Below are 13,424 nucleotides of genomic sequence, written 5' to 3'. Positions count from 1 at the left end.
CCGCCGGCGGCGGATTGGTTGGTGCCTAGCTGGCCTGCGGGGCGACAGCGCTCGGGGTGAGCGTCGGGTTGCCTGCGGGGTGCGGGCAACATCTGGGGTGGCGCCTGGGTGGGTCGCGCTCTGGGTGGGCGTCGGCTATCTGCGGCGGCCGGCGGCGCTCGGCCGTCCGGCCGGGACCGCGCCACGGGGAACCCGGACGTCGCTGACCACTCGAACCACGCGAGCCGGCCGACCGGCCTTGGGCGGAACCCGCAGCGGGGTGGTGATGCGCACGAACCCGGGCTTCGGCCGAGGCACCCGGCCGCTGCCGACAGTGCGGCTGCGGACGGGCTGACGCCGTACGGTCGCCCGGCGCGCGCCGTACCGGCTGCCGGTGGTCCCCGGGCGGCGCATTCCCGTACGGCGCCCGTAGCCGCGGCGACCCGGACCGTGGTACCGCCGCCGGCTACGGGCGAGACCCCGCGCGTGCCGGCGCAGTACGGCCTGTCGCGCGCTGCCTGGCGTCAGCGCCTGCGTCGCTGCGGCGCCCATCACCTGTCCGAGCTCGACCGGCCCAACCGGCTCACCAGCGGCGATCCGCTTCGCGACCGTCCGAGCCGCGCCGTCTGCGATGCCAGGGACCAGCCTTACAGCCGGGCGCGTACTGCGGTTGCCGTGCAGCATCCGGGTGAGCGTGGCGGCGCCGCGCAGGAGATGCGGCAGCAGTCGCTCGAGTTCGCGCCGGTCGCCGGGATTGATCGCGGCGTACGCCGCCGCGCCGCCGAGCGCCTCGGCTTCGGACTCGGACTCCGTGGCCGCGGCCTGGCCCGCCAGGTACTCGGCGAAGGTCTGCGAGGCGACCAGCGGCGTCCGCGCCATCTCCTCGAACTCGACCTCGAGTTCCTCCTCGAACTCGCCCTCGAGCTGGGACGTGACCGCTCGGGCGACAGCGCCCGCGGCAGGGCCTCCGATGGCGGTCGCGACGAGCGGGCCGGCCGTCTTGGCCAGCCTCTTGAGGAACGGTGCGGCCTTGCGGAAGGCGCCCTTCAGCCTCTTGAAGAACTCCTCGGCCTCGGCTTCCGCCTCTTCCTCGTACTCGTACTCGTCTTCGTACTCGCTATCACCGCCTCCGCCGCCGAGCAGGCCGCCGGCGATCTTCGCGATGGGTCCGAGCAGTCCGAGGAACGCCTCGTCCTCGTACTCGTCCTCGCCTTCGTCCTCCCACTCGTACTCTTCCTCACCGAGCATGCCGCCGATCGCGTTGACGACTCCGCCCAGGCCGGGGAAGAACTCCTCGGACTCGTCCTCGTACTCCTCCTCGTACTCGGACTCCTCTTCCCACTCGTCCTCCCACTCGGACTCGTCCTCCGTTTCGAATTCGGACTCGTACTCGGTCTCGAACTCGTCCTCGAGGTCCGCGGTCTGACGCGCCATGGTGGCCCTCCTCGATCGGCCGGGACAGCTTCCGCCTCCATGGCACTCCGATCGCCGCTGTGAGGTCAGTCGCCTCTGGAGGTGACACACGTCAGTGGTCGACCGCCCGAGCGACCCACCCCGGGGTAGCGCATCCGCAGTACTCGCGCGAGCTCTTGCCATTCGCCTCGGAGTGTGACGACGATCACACATTGACGTCTCTCTCAGGGAGGAAACCGACGATGGCAAGACGAGCACGTGTGGTGGCTGTAGCCATCGGAATCGGAATGGCGGTGACAGCGACGGGCAGTGTGGCGACTGCCGGCAGTGATTCCTCGGGTACTTCGCCGAACATGCTGCGGGAGCAGTTGACCGGGTACGAGGAGGATCCGCTCCCGATCTCGACCAACGGCACGGGTCGCTTCCAGGCCAAGATCGACGACCGCCTGCAGCAGATCACCTACCAGCTCAGCTACACCAGCTTGGAGGGCACGGTCCAGCAGGCTCACATCCACTTCGGTGGGAAAGCCCAGAGCGGCGGGATCAGCGTGTTCCTCTGCACCAACCTGGGCAACGGCCCGGTCGGCACGCAGTTGTGCCCCGCGGCCCCGGCAACCGTGACCGGCACGATCAAGGCCGCCGACGTCATCGGCCCAGCCAACCAGAGCCTGACCGCCGGCCAGTACAACGACTTCGTCAAGGCGATCCGCAACGGCACGACCTACGTCAACGTGCACAGCTCATCGTTCCCCGGAGGTGAGATCAGAGCCCAACTGGGCCACCACCACTGACCTTCCGGCTTGGCAACTGGGGATGAGCGCGACGCTCATCCCCAGTTTGCCAAGCCCTGTGTCGTTGTCAGTTACCGGGGAGTTCGTTGCGCAACTGGGTGACAACGGGCCGCGGCGCCGTGTCGACGGCGAGCCGGAACACATCGGGCCGGTGGTAATGACCAACCGGGTCGAACAGCCGCCGCGACGACCGGACCTTGCTGAGATCCAGATCGGCGAACAGCACCGTCTCCCCGTGCCTCGCAGGCCCAGCAAGGATCTCGCCATTGGGCCCGACGATCACCGTGTTACCGGGCTCCACCCACTCAGGATCATCCGGGTTGATCCGCCACACCCGCTCCCGATCCGGGAAGTCCGCCGGGATCTGGTCAACGCGAAGACACGGATTGGCCCCGATCACGTAGCAGCGCCCCTCGCGCGCAATGTGGCGCATAGTCGCGATCCAGCCGTCACCCGTGGCCAACGTCGGCGCCACCCACACGTCAACCCCCAGCGAATAAAGGAAGAACCGAGCCAACGGCATGTAGTTCTCCCAGCAGATCAACCCGCCGATCCGCCCGAACGGTGTCGCGTAGGTGTCAAGCGTCGACCCGTCTCCCATCCCCCAAACGGTCCGCTCCGACCCGGTAGGCATCAACTTCCGATGCTTCCCAAGAAGCTTGCCCTCAGCATCGAAGTACAACAATGTGTTGTAAATAGTGCTTCCGGTGGCTTCCCGCTCATTGACCCCGATCACCAAGTACACGCCAGCTTCCCGAGCCGCAGCCCCCAACCGCTCAGTCGCCTCACTGGGCACCACCACAGCGTGCTCAGCCAGCATCGCAAACCACTGCTCGTCCCCATCCCAAATAGGAACAGCATCAATCCACACAGGAGTCCCCGGCACAAACACCTCCGGAAACACCACCAAATCAGCCCCCCGCACCTCCGCCCCCGCCAACACCTCCTCCACCTTGGCGAGCGTGCCCTCCCGATCCATCAGCACATAAGCCGCCTGAACAGCCGCAACCCGCAACGTCCCCATCACACCCCCACCTCCCGATGTTGACGATACGCCGCACACTCGCACCGGCAACCTGTCAAAGGCCGTCCTCCTCCAGGGCACCGAGCCGTGGTGGTTCGATGCCCTGGCTGGACGTTGAGGTCCTCGACCTGTCTGCTAGCGAATGCTCTTCGCGGCCTGCTCGATGACTCGGACGACGGTCTTGGGGTCCGTCATCAGGCCGACGTGTCCTTCGTCGAACTCGGTGATGGTGGAGCCGGCTCTTTCGGCCATGAACCGTTGGACGCTGGGCGGGATGATCTTGTCCTCGGTGCCGAGGAGGTACCAGGACGGGATCGTCCGCCAGGCGGGAGTTCCGGACGGCTCGTTGAGTGCCCCGACCGTGGCCGGTCGCTGGGAAGCAGTCAGGATTGCCTTGTCATCGGAACTCAGCCCGTTCGCGAAGGATGCGAAGACGGTCGACCTCTTGAGGTAGATGTCGGTGTCCGCGGTGGGCGGAAGGGTGGCGGGAACGAAGTCGAAGATGGTCGTCGGGTCGGCTGAGAGCGCGGAGTCCGGCCCCGCGAGCGCTGTCGCGGACTCGCCTGTGTCGGGCGCGAAGGCGTCGACATAGACGAGCGCCTTGACGTTCGGATTTCCCGTGGCCGCGTTGCTGATCACGGCCCCGCCGTAGGAGTGTCCAACGAGGACGATCGGTCCCGTCAGTGTCTCCAGAATGGCCTTCACGTACGCAGCGTCGCCCGACAGCGACCGCAGCGGATTGGCTACCGCCCGAACCGTATACCCCTCGTCCTGGAGCTTCTCAATAACGTCATTCCAGCTGGAAGCGTCCGCCCAGGCCCCATGCACGAGCACGACAGTCGGCTTCCCCGACCGACTCCCCTGAGCCGCACTCTCCGCCGAGCTGAGGCTCACCATCACAAGGGCAACTGCAGCAAGAAGAACCGCCACCCCAGCGGGCCGTCTCCTCGCATGAACTGCGAAACTCCGAGAACTGCTCATGATCTGTCCTGTCCGTCGAATCGGCGACCCCAACACCCAGCACCCCCCAAGCCAACCCATGCCGAGGACCTACGCCCACGCCACAACCGAAGTCAGAGCCGAAGCCGGCCCCTGACGGCCGCCTCTCGTAATAGACCGAGCACCACCCCACTCTTGTGACACCCCGCCGCCCACGCTCGGCCGCGCAGCGGCACCAAGCCGTCACCGAGTACGTCGTCGGGGCCTACGCAGTTGTGAGACCGCGGCATCTTCCACGCCGCCGGTTGCATGGCACATAAGGCGTCAATTGCCCGCAGAGTCGGTGTCATCCCCAGGACCGGCGAGCTTGAACGAAGCGTGTCTCAGACTCTCGCGTAGCTCTGCCGACAAGGCATCCGATCCGATCATCTTGTCGAGGATGTCGCGCAGAAGTTCCAGACTGAATATCGACCGATCAGCCATCTCCACGACCCATGAGGCCGCGAGCCGCTTCCAGTACAGGCGTCCCGAAGCCCAAGCCGAACTGACGGTCAACTCGACGACGGCGCCCGGCCCTGCAAACCCTCTACCTTCGAGTTGAACCCAAACGCGAGACAACTCGCGGACATACTCGGAGAGGCCACGCTCCATGAAAGGCCACAGCGGGACGTAACCCGAATCCCGCAACGTCGCTCGACCTTCGCTCTCCACTCCAACGCCGACCTGCCCGCCAGGCATCACCCCAATCCAGGCCCCGTCGCCGCGATAGACAAGCGGCAACCACGTGCCCGCTTCACCCTCACAGCCGGTACCGGTCTTCAACACGATGTCCCTTCAGCAAATCCTCGACCGCATGAGACGCAACGACCACCGCTGACTTCGCCACGGTCGTGCACGGATCCCGCAGGACCATGCGCACCAGACCGGCAAGTAGCAGCAGGCCGACCCCACCATGCGAGGTCAGCCGAACACGAGGACTCTGGGATGCCATCCAGCACCGAGCCGAGCACGAGCGCCTGCGGCGACGTGCCTCGCCGATGACGTGTCGGCTGAACTCCGCGTCGTTCGTGCAGGTCAGGCGGTGCGGCGGAACTCAGTTCGGCTGGCGAGAGGTACGCCGCAGGATCCAAGTCGCGATCGGCAGCACGATGATCGTCCCGATCAAAGCGCTCAGAACCCCACCCCAGTCAAAGATGTCGGTGTCCCCAATCCCGAACCCAACGGTGAAAATCAGATACCCGACCACGGCCCCAAGCAACCCGAGCCCAACCGACACAAGCCAAGACATCGGCCCACTCATATGCCGAAAGGCATCCCGCGGAACAAGCATGCGCGCCAGAACCCCACAGCACAGACCCAACAGGAGCGCTCCGATCATTACGACCCCTCCCCTCAACCAGCAGTCTCCTCCGCCTCCGCACCCGAGTCGAGCCTTCCCCAAGATGATCCAACTCGACCCGCCGGCTGCCCGTAGCGGGCACTGCTCCGCCACCCACGCCTCGGGTCGTGCCGGCGCTTCCACAGCGCCGGCGAGTTGTTGCCCACCGGTACTCCAGCCTTAGATCGTGATGCCCGCGGTTCCCGGGCTGCTTGCCACAGGTGACGACCGGTGTGGGTGACCGAGGTCGAGTCCCTGCCCACAGTCGACAGGCCTTCGGCGCCGCCAAGTAGCTGGCCGTAGGAGTGTTATGGGTGCCTGCAACCGGTGAAACCTCGCCACGCCTAAGCAGGTCGAACACGGGGTGGACCCGGGGAGTCCACCCCTTTAGTGTCATCGGTAACGACGAATGACGCTGGAGGTGTCGGCGGCCACCGGTCGAATCGGGCCTCGAGCCGGGCGGATTGCGGCAGATAACGTGTCGTGATCCCGCCAATTGCGCTGCGCCGAACCAAGCGCCGATGTCTGAGCGCAGGGAGGTAAGCGTGCCTCGGCGGCAGGACGAAGGCTCGGCTCCGCCCCCACAAGTGGTGGTTGCCCGCATGTCGGCGTTTCTGCTTCTTGTCGTGGCAGGATTGCTGGGAACGGCGCAGGCGGCGATCGCGATTACGACGCAAACAGATATCAGCTACCTCAACGATGCCCACCAGATCAATCTGACGATCGTTCAGGCCGCTGAGGACGCTCAGGCCCATGGCCGGAGTTCATGCGTGCGGCGCGTGGGCGCGCTGCTGGAACGCGACCATCGCAAGCTGGCCGCGCAGGAGCTCGAGGCCGCTAGCCAACTCGGCTACGGGCTAGTCCCACTACCTTCGCTGGCGCAGCGTCAGAAGCTCGACGCCGTCACGGCCAAAATCGGGACATCTGGGTACGACGCCGCCTGGCTGGCGTTGCAGCGGGAGGAGCACGGGCAGTACCTGACCCTTATCAAAGGCGAGCTGGCGAAAGGCAGCGAGCCTGCCGTCAAGTCAGTGGCTCAAGGCGCCCAGAGCGTGATCCAGATGCATCTGCACATGGTGGAAGGTACCTGTCGCGTCGGGACCGACCACCCCCTAGTGCCCACTGGCGACGGCGGCCAGATGGCCGACGCCCAGCGGCTACGCTCGCAGACAGCATGGGTCCTGCTCGGCCTCGGCGTGCTCCTCCTCGCCAGCAAGCCACCCCGGGCGCGGCGACGCCTCCTCGGTCTTTCAGCGTTGGCAATAGGGATCGCCCTGATCTTCGGAGGGCCGCCCGGTGATACCGGACATGTTCCCGAAGGCAGCCCTTCGGCGCCGGAACGGGAAGCCGCCATTCCGCCGATCCGGCTAACTCTGCCCGGCTTCGTGGATGCCCCTGTGGTGCCGGTCGCGACCGGTCGCGACGGCTTGCTGCAGGTGCCGAAGTCGCCGACCAACGTGGGCTGGTGGGCGGCGGGCGCGGCGCCGGGCTCGGCGGGTGGCACCGTGCTGCTCGTCGGCCACGTGGACACCGCCCGCCACGGGCGCGGGGTGTTCGCCGCGCTGTGGGACGTGCCGGTCGGCGCCAAAGTTACGGTGACAGCCGGGGATGGAAGCGTCCGCCGGTACCGAATTGTGGCTCGCCGGATCTACCGGCGGGAACAACTGCCCACCGACCTTTTCCGCGGCGCCTCAAAGCCCCGGATGGCGCTGGTGACGTGCATCGGCTCGTACAACCACTCAGCGCGCCGCTACACCCATAACCTGGTGCTCTACGGCGTCCCGCTGGTTCGAAGCTGACCCTCAAGAGCCGACACCTCCGCGCCATCTGTCTGGGCGGAGTCGTCTTCGAGCGTCGCTATGGCCTCATTTTCGAACGTCGCCGACAGGCAAACTGATTTGCGCGTAGGCCCTCTCACCCGGACGGGCCATCGTCGCCGCCATGACTGCTAACAGCAGTCGACCTTATGGATCCGCCGCGACGACGACTGTTCAACCGTGCACACACGACGCGCAAGCCTGCGGCGATCAACCGAGGGCCGGCGGCAGGCTACTCCACGGCACGGCTGCGAAAACGCTCCAGCTCTGACACCGGTAGGCGTGTCCCGGCGGCTTTGAGCAGCGAGACGACATCCTGCGTGCGCCGGTCCAGCCGTTCCGCGAGCACGAAAGCCATATCGGCCACGATTGCCGTTGCGAGGCGTTCGTGGCGGGCGAGACGACCTTGGACATCGTCCGCACGCCACTTGATCATTCGCACCGGAGAGTTCGCTCTGGCTGTAGCAGTGCGAGAGGCGGATGGCACGAACACCGAGAGCTCGCCGAGAACCGACCCGGGGCCGAGCGTCGCGAGGACCCGGCCCTGTTTGAGGACCTCGACACTTCCTTCGAGAATGGCTGCGACGCCGTCTGCTGGGTCGCCTTCTTCAAAGAGCGTCGAGCCGGCTGCCGCGTCGCTCATCGTGGTCTCTCGGATGAGTTGGTCCATGTCCTCGTCAACGACGAGTCGAAACGGGCACACGTCTCGAATCGCTGCTGGTCGCTCCGCATTCAAGCGCGTTCTCCCTGAGTGTCGATGGGATCGGCGAGAACGATCCCAGGACGCGAGGGCAGGGTCGTTAGGCACCACCTTAGCTCTGATCCTTCATGAGATGGACGTTGCGTCTACTGACCGGCTTCGTGCTCTTGGGCGTCGGTTGAGGGTGATTCGGATTCGTGTGGATCGCTGCGTGGACATCACCGGGGCCGAGCCGGTCCGCGAACGCGCCCAACGTGTGCAGCCTGACGTGCGCCACGGCCTGGTCGCCACCGCGTCCCACCTGCACTCGGACCGTGCTGTTACCGTTCAAGTCGCGAGTTCGCTCCTGGCTCGCGGATCCGTCGCGTCGAGAACGTCAGAATCCCTGCCAGGAGGGTGAGCATCCGCGGATGCTCGCCCTCGAGTGGCCTCAGTCCCGTGAAGGATCAGGGTTGGGATCATGGGTCGACAGGAGGCGGTGATGGGTCGAAGTCAATCGAGGTTCATCGAGCGCGCGTCATGGCTGTTGCGGCTCCCACTCGAAACTCCAACCATCCCGTTCGAGGATGTGCGGAGCGGATGCACTCTCTGGTTGAAGCTCGACTACCTGCTGCCCAGCGGATGCACCAAGGATCGGATGGCGACGAACATCGTCGCGTATGCGATCGCATCGGGCGAAGTGTCTCCCTCCACCGTCGTGGTTGAGGCGTCGAGCGGGTCGACCTCGATCGCGTTGAGCATGGTCTGCGCCACCGTCGGTGTGCCGTTTCGGGCGTACATGCCCAAAACAGTCAGCGGAGAGCGGGTCTTGATGATCCGCCGGCTCGGTGGCGACGTGGTTCTCACGCCTGCTGGGCAGGGCATGGATGGAGCGATCGCTGCATTGCTCCACGACTCAGGCACAGAGGCGGACCTGTACGCCGCCCGGCAGTTCGAGAATCCGCGCAACGTGTTCGCGCATCAGCACTCGACCGGGCCCGAGCTCATCCAACAGGTCGGCGTTCGGCTTGACGGCTTTGTCGCCGGTGTAGGCACTGGCGGCACGTTGATGGGCGTGGCGCACGCGCTGCGGGATCACGGATACGACACGATCATCGCTCGAGCGATGCCGACTGCGACGTTCACTGCGGAGGGCGACCCAGAGGTCGTCGGGGGAATACCGGGCATCGTCGAGGGCATGAGCCGGCTCATCGACCCTGACGCCGTTGGACTCGAGGACCCGGTGCTCGTCCCGGAGCCGGAGGCAATGGCTACGGCGCGCGAGTTCGGTCGTCGCGGCTTGGGCATTGGCCCGTCGAGCGGGCTCAACATCGCCGCAGCGCGGCGGCTTGCCGCCCGCCTTGGCCCCGGGCACCACGTGGGCACAATTCTGCCAGACCGTATGGAGCGGTACTTCTCAACTGCCTTGTTCGACGACGTGACAGCGGAGCTTTAGCGCGCTCGCGGACACGACGTCGTGGGGGTGCTCTGGCCTACTCGTCGAGGAGCGAAGTGTGGAGCTCCCGCTCCGGCAAGACCTGGATGAAGTACTCAACGCCGAACATCTCTCGGAGGATCGGATCGGCGAACATGCTCGGATCGATCGGATACTGAGAGCGATGTGCGGCCGCGGCGCGGATCTTGTGGCCGACGAAGTCGGAGACGTCGATGCACGTGCTCACTCTGGCGTCGATCTGATCGCCTGACGGAAGCGATCTGGTCACGACAAGCTGGGCCTGCTCCGCAGATCCGTCGATGGGGACGGGGTCAGATGCTAAGAATGTCAGGCTTGTGACGTCATCCAGGGCAACCACATGCGCGTTGCGGGGCCGGCCTGTGGCGATGCCCTCTTCTCCGATGAACTCCCCCGGGCCCGACCGGTCGACCACTCGCACACGACCGTCCTCGCCCTCTCGCCGGATCTCCACCTGACCGGACAGAAGGAAGTACATCATCGTCGCGGCCTCGCCCTGTTCGATGAGGTAGGAGCCGGATGGAAACCATTCGACATTGACGAAATCGCCCGCATATCCGAGCGCGGTCGCCTCTCGCGAGAAGACCCACAGTGCGCGCACGAAGTCCTTCGTGCCTTTGAAGCGGGTTGCCAGCTCGACGACCCATTCAGCCAGGCGGTTGCGCAGTAGCATCCTGCTTCGCGGCGGATGGCAATGGAAGAGTCGGATCGATGTGGCGGATCGCCTTTCGTAGCAGGCCGCGGTGACCGCTGCTCCTACTGCTATGTGGTCTGGATGACCGGAGAATCCGTCAGGACCGAACGTGATCACCACATCGGGATCGATCTCGCTGAGCAGCTCCGACGCGAGTTCGACCAGGATCTGACTGTCGATTTCGGAGAGCCCGCCATCTGGATACTCGAGACATCTCGTCTCGGTGAGCCCGAGCTCCTTTCCTGCCGCATCGAGTTCCTTCTCCCGAACTGCTCTCAAGGTCGCCCGGGTCGCCACGCTCGCGTCCCTGATCTGGCCGGCTCCGCCCTTGGTAAGCGAGACCACGCGGACCTCGGCGCCGGCACTCGCGTACTTGGCGAAAGTGCCGCCGGCGCAAAGGGTCTCGTCATCGGGATGGGCGAAGATTCCCAACACACGCGGAGGCTGCCGGCTGGAAGCGTTCACTGAGGTGTTGTGCGCCACGATTACCATCGAATCTTCTCGTAGGTTTGACCTGCACCTGTGGATCGGCCACCCACTCGGCAGACGTCAGAAAGCGGAGGCGGTACGACGTCGGCGGCGTAGGCCCAGCATGTGCGGCAGGCCGGAGCCGGCGACGGCGAAGGTCCTCCCGACGCGTCCGAGCAAGGATGGTTTCGGCAGGGGAGGGAGTGCACCCGGGACGCCCGCCAAGTTCACGAAGTACGCCCGAACCGGGCCGATCCCTTCGAGGTCCTGAGACACCTCGTGCGCGGGACCAGGCATCGGGGTGTTTGCGGTGTGGTAGAGCTCATCGGACAGGAGCAGGTACTCGGGAACCTTGACAGGGTTCTTCAGCAGCCGATGGACGAGGATGACGTCGATCCCGACGAGCTTGCGCCGCTGCCTGATGGTCTGGGTGGCGACCTCGCCGATGTGCGCGACGAACTTGAGCTTCAGGTTGTTCGCCTGGGTGCAACTGTTGCACGGGCACAGGTTGGTCGCGACATAGTGCCGCTCGAGGTGGAACGCCCGGTGCATGGCCATTGCGGCCTGGAGAGTCAGGGCGACCGTTGCGTCACTGTCCAACGTGTCGGCCTGACGAGCGAGAAAGGCTGCGTCGCCTTCGATTTCGATCAGGTCGAAGTCGGGCACGGCATCGATCACCTTCTCCAGAAGCCGCGCGGTGTTGACCTCGGCATGAGCAAGGCTCATTCGATGGGATCGCATGTACTCGGTGTAGCCGCCGATGTCGGCGATAAGGAGAAGCGAACGCCCAGACGTCATACAAGACCGTACCAACACCCCGGACTATCGAGGTGTAGTCGAACCGCATAGGGAAGCTCCTGGACCGGCCCGCGGGAATCTGAGCTCCGGCTATTGAGGCGGTTGTTCAGGGTCGTCACGGGGCGTGAAGCGGTCGAGCATCGAGTCAACCACCACCCCCGCCTCGCGGGCGCTCGGCGTGTAGCCGAGCACGACTGGGAGGAAGCGGTCGGAGCGCAGCGCCTTCAGTCGGAGCTCGCTGGTGGCTCGCACGGTGGCGGTCCGGCGGATCCGCCGGAGCAGGGCGATCTCTCCGAACCCCAGCCCCGGACCGAGCGTTGCCACGACCTTTCCGTCCCCGATCACATCGGCCTCGCCCGACTCGATCACGAAGTAGTTGTCCCCGACGTCGCCCTGATGGAAGACGACGTGACCAGCGGGCACGTCCACCGGTTCCAGGCCGCGAGCGAGCTGCTCGATGGCGGGCAAGGGCAGGACGTTCAACATGGCCACCCTGTGCAACAAGTCGATGTCGTCATCTCGCACGCCGATGGACCGGTCCATTCCTCGCAGCCGCTGCCATGACGCCACGGCAAGGACCGGACATAGCAGACCGACAGTCACGAGCGCAGGACGTACGCCGGCCCCGTCGACCACGAGCGAGGCGACGAGCGCTCCGACCCCGATGGACAGGGCGACCAAGCTCTCCAGCACCCCGAAGACCCGCGCCAGCACTTCGTCCGGAGCTAGTCTGGCCAGGAGCGTGAAACCTCCGAGATCGATCAGCGAGTTCCCGACGCCGACACAGGCCAGCAGGCCCAACGCCGCGACCTGTTGTGGGAAGACGCCGATCAGCGTGACCGGCATACCCCAGAGGGCCACCCCAACGGCGAACCACGCGCCGAGGCGACGAGTGCCGACCAGCAACGACGCGCCCAGTGAACCTAGGACTGCACCCGCCCCGATGGCAGCGGTGAGGATGCCCACGCCCGGTTCGCCGGTCCGCAGCAGTTCGATGGCGACCACCACGTTGAGTACGGTCAGCGCCCCTCGGGTGAATGACTGCGCCGCTGCAAGGCCCATGATGAGTGCAAGGTCGCGGCTCCGGCTGACGACTCGAATGCCTTCGACGGCTGACCTCATCCAGTTGGTCTCTCTCGGGGCAGATGGCCGCGGAGGTGCGTCGTAGTTCAGCCGCAACAGCAAGGCTGCAGCCCACAACGAGGCGCCCGCAGCAACAGCGAACACAACGGTCACGCCGGTGAACTGCAGCAGCAACGCCGCCAGTAGCGGACCTATGAACGTCGCGGCGGCGTCCAGCAGCCCACGGACCACATTGGCGCTGGCGAGCTCGTATCCGCTGTGGCAGAGCGACGGGAGTAATGCGGAGTGCGCGGGTCGGTAGAGCGTGGCAGCGATGGTCGACAACACCGCCAACACATACACGATCTGCAGCGGTCCGCCCACGCCCACGACGACCGCAGCCGCACCCGTGACGACACCACGCAGTACGGAGACCAGGATCAGTACGCGCTCCCTGCGGCCCTTGTCGGCCAGCGGCGACAACAGGGGGGTCAGCATCGCGGACGGGGCCATTCGAAGGAGCCCCACCAGCCCGACGGCTGTCGCACCACCGTCCCGGTAAGCCACGATCCCGAGCCCCACGGTGAACGCCCACTCCGCCGTCCAGGCTCCGAGGAAGCTGAGCTGGGCGCGCCGCAGGTTGGGGTTTCGGGCGTTGCTGGTGAACGCGCCCGCGGCATTGCCCAGCCTGCCCCGGAGTCCCTTACCCGCCATCCGGCGACGATACCGTTCTGTGCCTAGCATCGCGCGACGCATTCGTCGCATCGGGACACCCCGCAGCGAAGCCCAGCGCACCGTCAACTCAGGAGCATTCACCCAGGTCAATGACCCCGCGTGGGAGAAGGCGAGCGAACGCCATGCCGGGGCTGAAAGGGCGGGGCGCCGCGGTTCGCGTCGGCGCCGAAGAG

11 protein-coding genes are annotated in these 13,424 nt (G+C 65.9%); 3 read left to right on the top strand and 8 right to left on the bottom strand.

Annotated features, from left to right (window positions below; genetic code table 11):
- Window positions 1–135: 135 nt before the first annotated feature.
- A complete protein-coding gene (locus EV648_RS07565) occupies window positions 136–1,413 on the bottom strand; it encodes a hypothetical protein (protein ID WP_132286850.1) in 1,278 nt (425 codons plus the stop codon).
- 221 nt (window positions 1,414–1,634) lie between these two features.
- On the opposite strand from EV648_RS07565, the gene EV648_RS07560 reads away from it, so the two are divergent.
- Window positions 1,635–2,183, top strand: coding sequence for a CHRD domain-containing protein (locus EV648_RS07560; RefSeq protein ID WP_132286847.1), 549 nt, complete (start codon window positions 1,635–1,637; stop codon window positions 2,181–2,183).
- 67 nt (window positions 2,184–2,250) lie between these two features.
- Here the strand turns inward: EV648_RS07560 and EV648_RS07555 are convergent, their stop codons facing one another.
- From EV648_RS07555 to EV648_RS07545, 3 genes are all read right to left on the bottom strand, one after another.
- On the bottom strand, window positions 2,251–3,207 hold the full coding sequence (locus EV648_RS07555) for a carbon-nitrogen hydrolase family protein (protein WP_132288603.1): 957 nt from the start codon (window positions 3,205–3,207) through the stop codon (window positions 2,251–2,253).
- 135 nt (window positions 3,208–3,342) lie between these two features.
- The gene (locus tag EV648_RS07550; protein ID WP_132288600.1) at window positions 3,343–4,104 is read right to left on the bottom strand and encodes an alpha/beta fold hydrolase; all 762 of its coding nucleotides are present in this window, start codon (window positions 4,102–4,104) and stop codon (window positions 3,343–3,345) included.
- A 366-nt stretch (window positions 4,105–4,470) separates the two neighbouring features.
- Window positions 4,471–4,968: a hypothetical protein gene (locus EV648_RS07545; RefSeq protein WP_132286844.1), complete on the bottom strand. Its 498-nt coding sequence runs from the start codon at window positions 4,966–4,968 to the stop codon at window positions 4,471–4,473.
- Window positions 4,969–6,126: 1,158 nt separating this feature from the next.
- Here EV648_RS07545 and EV648_RS07535 point away from each other — a divergent pair.
- Window positions 6,127–7,323 (top strand): DUF4142 domain-containing protein, encoded by a 1,197-nt coding sequence (locus EV648_RS07535; RefSeq protein WP_158293934.1) that lies wholly within the window; start codon window positions 6,127–6,129, stop codon window positions 7,321–7,323.
- A 250-nt stretch (window positions 7,324–7,573) separates the two neighbouring features.
- Here the strand turns inward: EV648_RS07535 and EV648_RS07530 are convergent, their stop codons facing one another.
- Window positions 7,574–8,011, bottom strand: coding sequence for a cyclic nucleotide-binding domain-containing protein (locus tag EV648_RS07530; protein ID WP_132286835.1), 438 nt, complete (start codon window positions 8,009–8,011; stop codon window positions 7,574–7,576).
- Between the two features lie 490 nt (window positions 8,012–8,501).
- On the opposite strand from EV648_RS07530, the gene EV648_RS07525 reads away from it, so the two are divergent.
- Entirely contained in the window at window positions 8,502–9,476 is a 975-nt protein-coding gene (locus tag EV648_RS07525; protein ID WP_132286832.1) for a PLP-dependent cysteine synthase family protein, read from the top strand.
- A 37-nt stretch (window positions 9,477–9,513) separates the two neighbouring features.
- On the opposite strand, the gene EV648_RS07520 is transcribed toward EV648_RS07525, so the two are convergent.
- From EV648_RS07520 to EV648_RS07510, 3 genes are all read right to left on the bottom strand, one after another.
- The gene (locus EV648_RS07520) at window positions 9,514–10,680 is read right to left on the bottom strand and encodes a PIG-L family deacetylase (RefSeq protein ID WP_132286829.1); all 1,167 of its coding nucleotides are present in this window, start codon (window positions 10,678–10,680) and stop codon (window positions 9,514–9,516) included.
- A 57-nt stretch (window positions 10,681–10,737) separates the two neighbouring features.
- Window positions 10,738–11,397: a DUF2652 domain-containing protein gene (locus EV648_RS07515; RefSeq protein WP_199234482.1), complete on the bottom strand. Its 660-nt coding sequence runs from the start codon at window positions 11,395–11,397 to the stop codon at window positions 10,738–10,740.
- Window positions 11,398–11,544: 147 nt separating this feature from the next.
- The gene (locus tag EV648_RS07510; RefSeq protein ID WP_158293933.1) at window positions 11,545–13,230 is read right to left on the bottom strand and encodes an MFS transporter; all 1,686 of its coding nucleotides are present in this window, start codon (window positions 13,228–13,230) and stop codon (window positions 11,545–11,547) included.
- Between the last annotated feature and the right edge of the window lie 194 nt (window positions 13,231–13,424).

Origin of the sequence: Kribbella sp. VKM Ac-2568 (assembly GCF_004345365.1) — a bacterium.
GTDB classification, from domain to species: Bacteria; Actinomycetota; Actinomycetes; order Propionibacteriales; family Kribbellaceae; genus Kribbella; species Kribbella orskensis.
This window is presented reverse-complemented; position numbering and strand designations above follow the sequence as displayed.

What these genes read in the sequence shown, in the direction of transcription:
- EV648_RS07525 (WP_132286832.1), top strand. Translation starts at nt 8,502, where the DNA reads ATGGGTCGACAGGAGGCGGTGATGGGTCGAAGTCAATCGAGGTTCATC.
- EV648_RS07520 (WP_132286829.1), bottom strand. Translation starts at nt 10,680, where the DNA reads ATGGTAATCGTGGCGCACAACACCTCAGTGAACGCTTCCAGCCGGCAG.
- EV648_RS07550 (WP_132288600.1), bottom strand. Translation starts at nt 4,104, where the DNA reads ATGGTGAGCCTCAGCTCGGCGGAGAGTGCGGCTCAGGGGAGTCGGTCG.
- EV648_RS07535 (WP_158293934.1), top strand. Translation starts at nt 6,127, where the DNA reads ATGTCGGCGTTTCTGCTTCTTGTCGTGGCAGGATTGCTGGGAACGGCG.
- EV648_RS07560 (WP_132286847.1), top strand. Translation starts at nt 1,635, where the DNA reads ATGGCAAGACGAGCACGTGTGGTGGCTGTAGCCATCGGAATCGGAATG.
- EV648_RS07510 (WP_158293933.1), bottom strand. Translation starts at nt 13,230, where the DNA reads ATGGCGGGTAAGGGACTCCGGGGCAGGCTGGGCAATGCCGCGGGCGCG.
- EV648_RS07515 (WP_199234482.1), bottom strand. Translation starts at nt 11,397, where the DNA reads ATGCGATCCCATCGAATGAGCCTTGCTCATGCCGAGGTCAACACCGCG.
- EV648_RS07555 (WP_132288603.1), bottom strand. Translation starts at nt 3,207, where the DNA reads ATGGGGACGTTGCGGGTTGCGGCTGTTCAGGCGGCTTATGTGCTGATG.
- EV648_RS07565 (WP_132286850.1), bottom strand. Translation starts at nt 1,413, where the DNA reads ATGGCGCGTCAGACCGCGGACCTCGAGGACGAGTTCGAGACCGAGTAC.
- EV648_RS07530 (WP_132286835.1), bottom strand. Translation starts at nt 8,011, where the DNA reads ATGGACCAACTCATCCGAGAGACCACGATGAGCGACGCGGCAGCCGGC.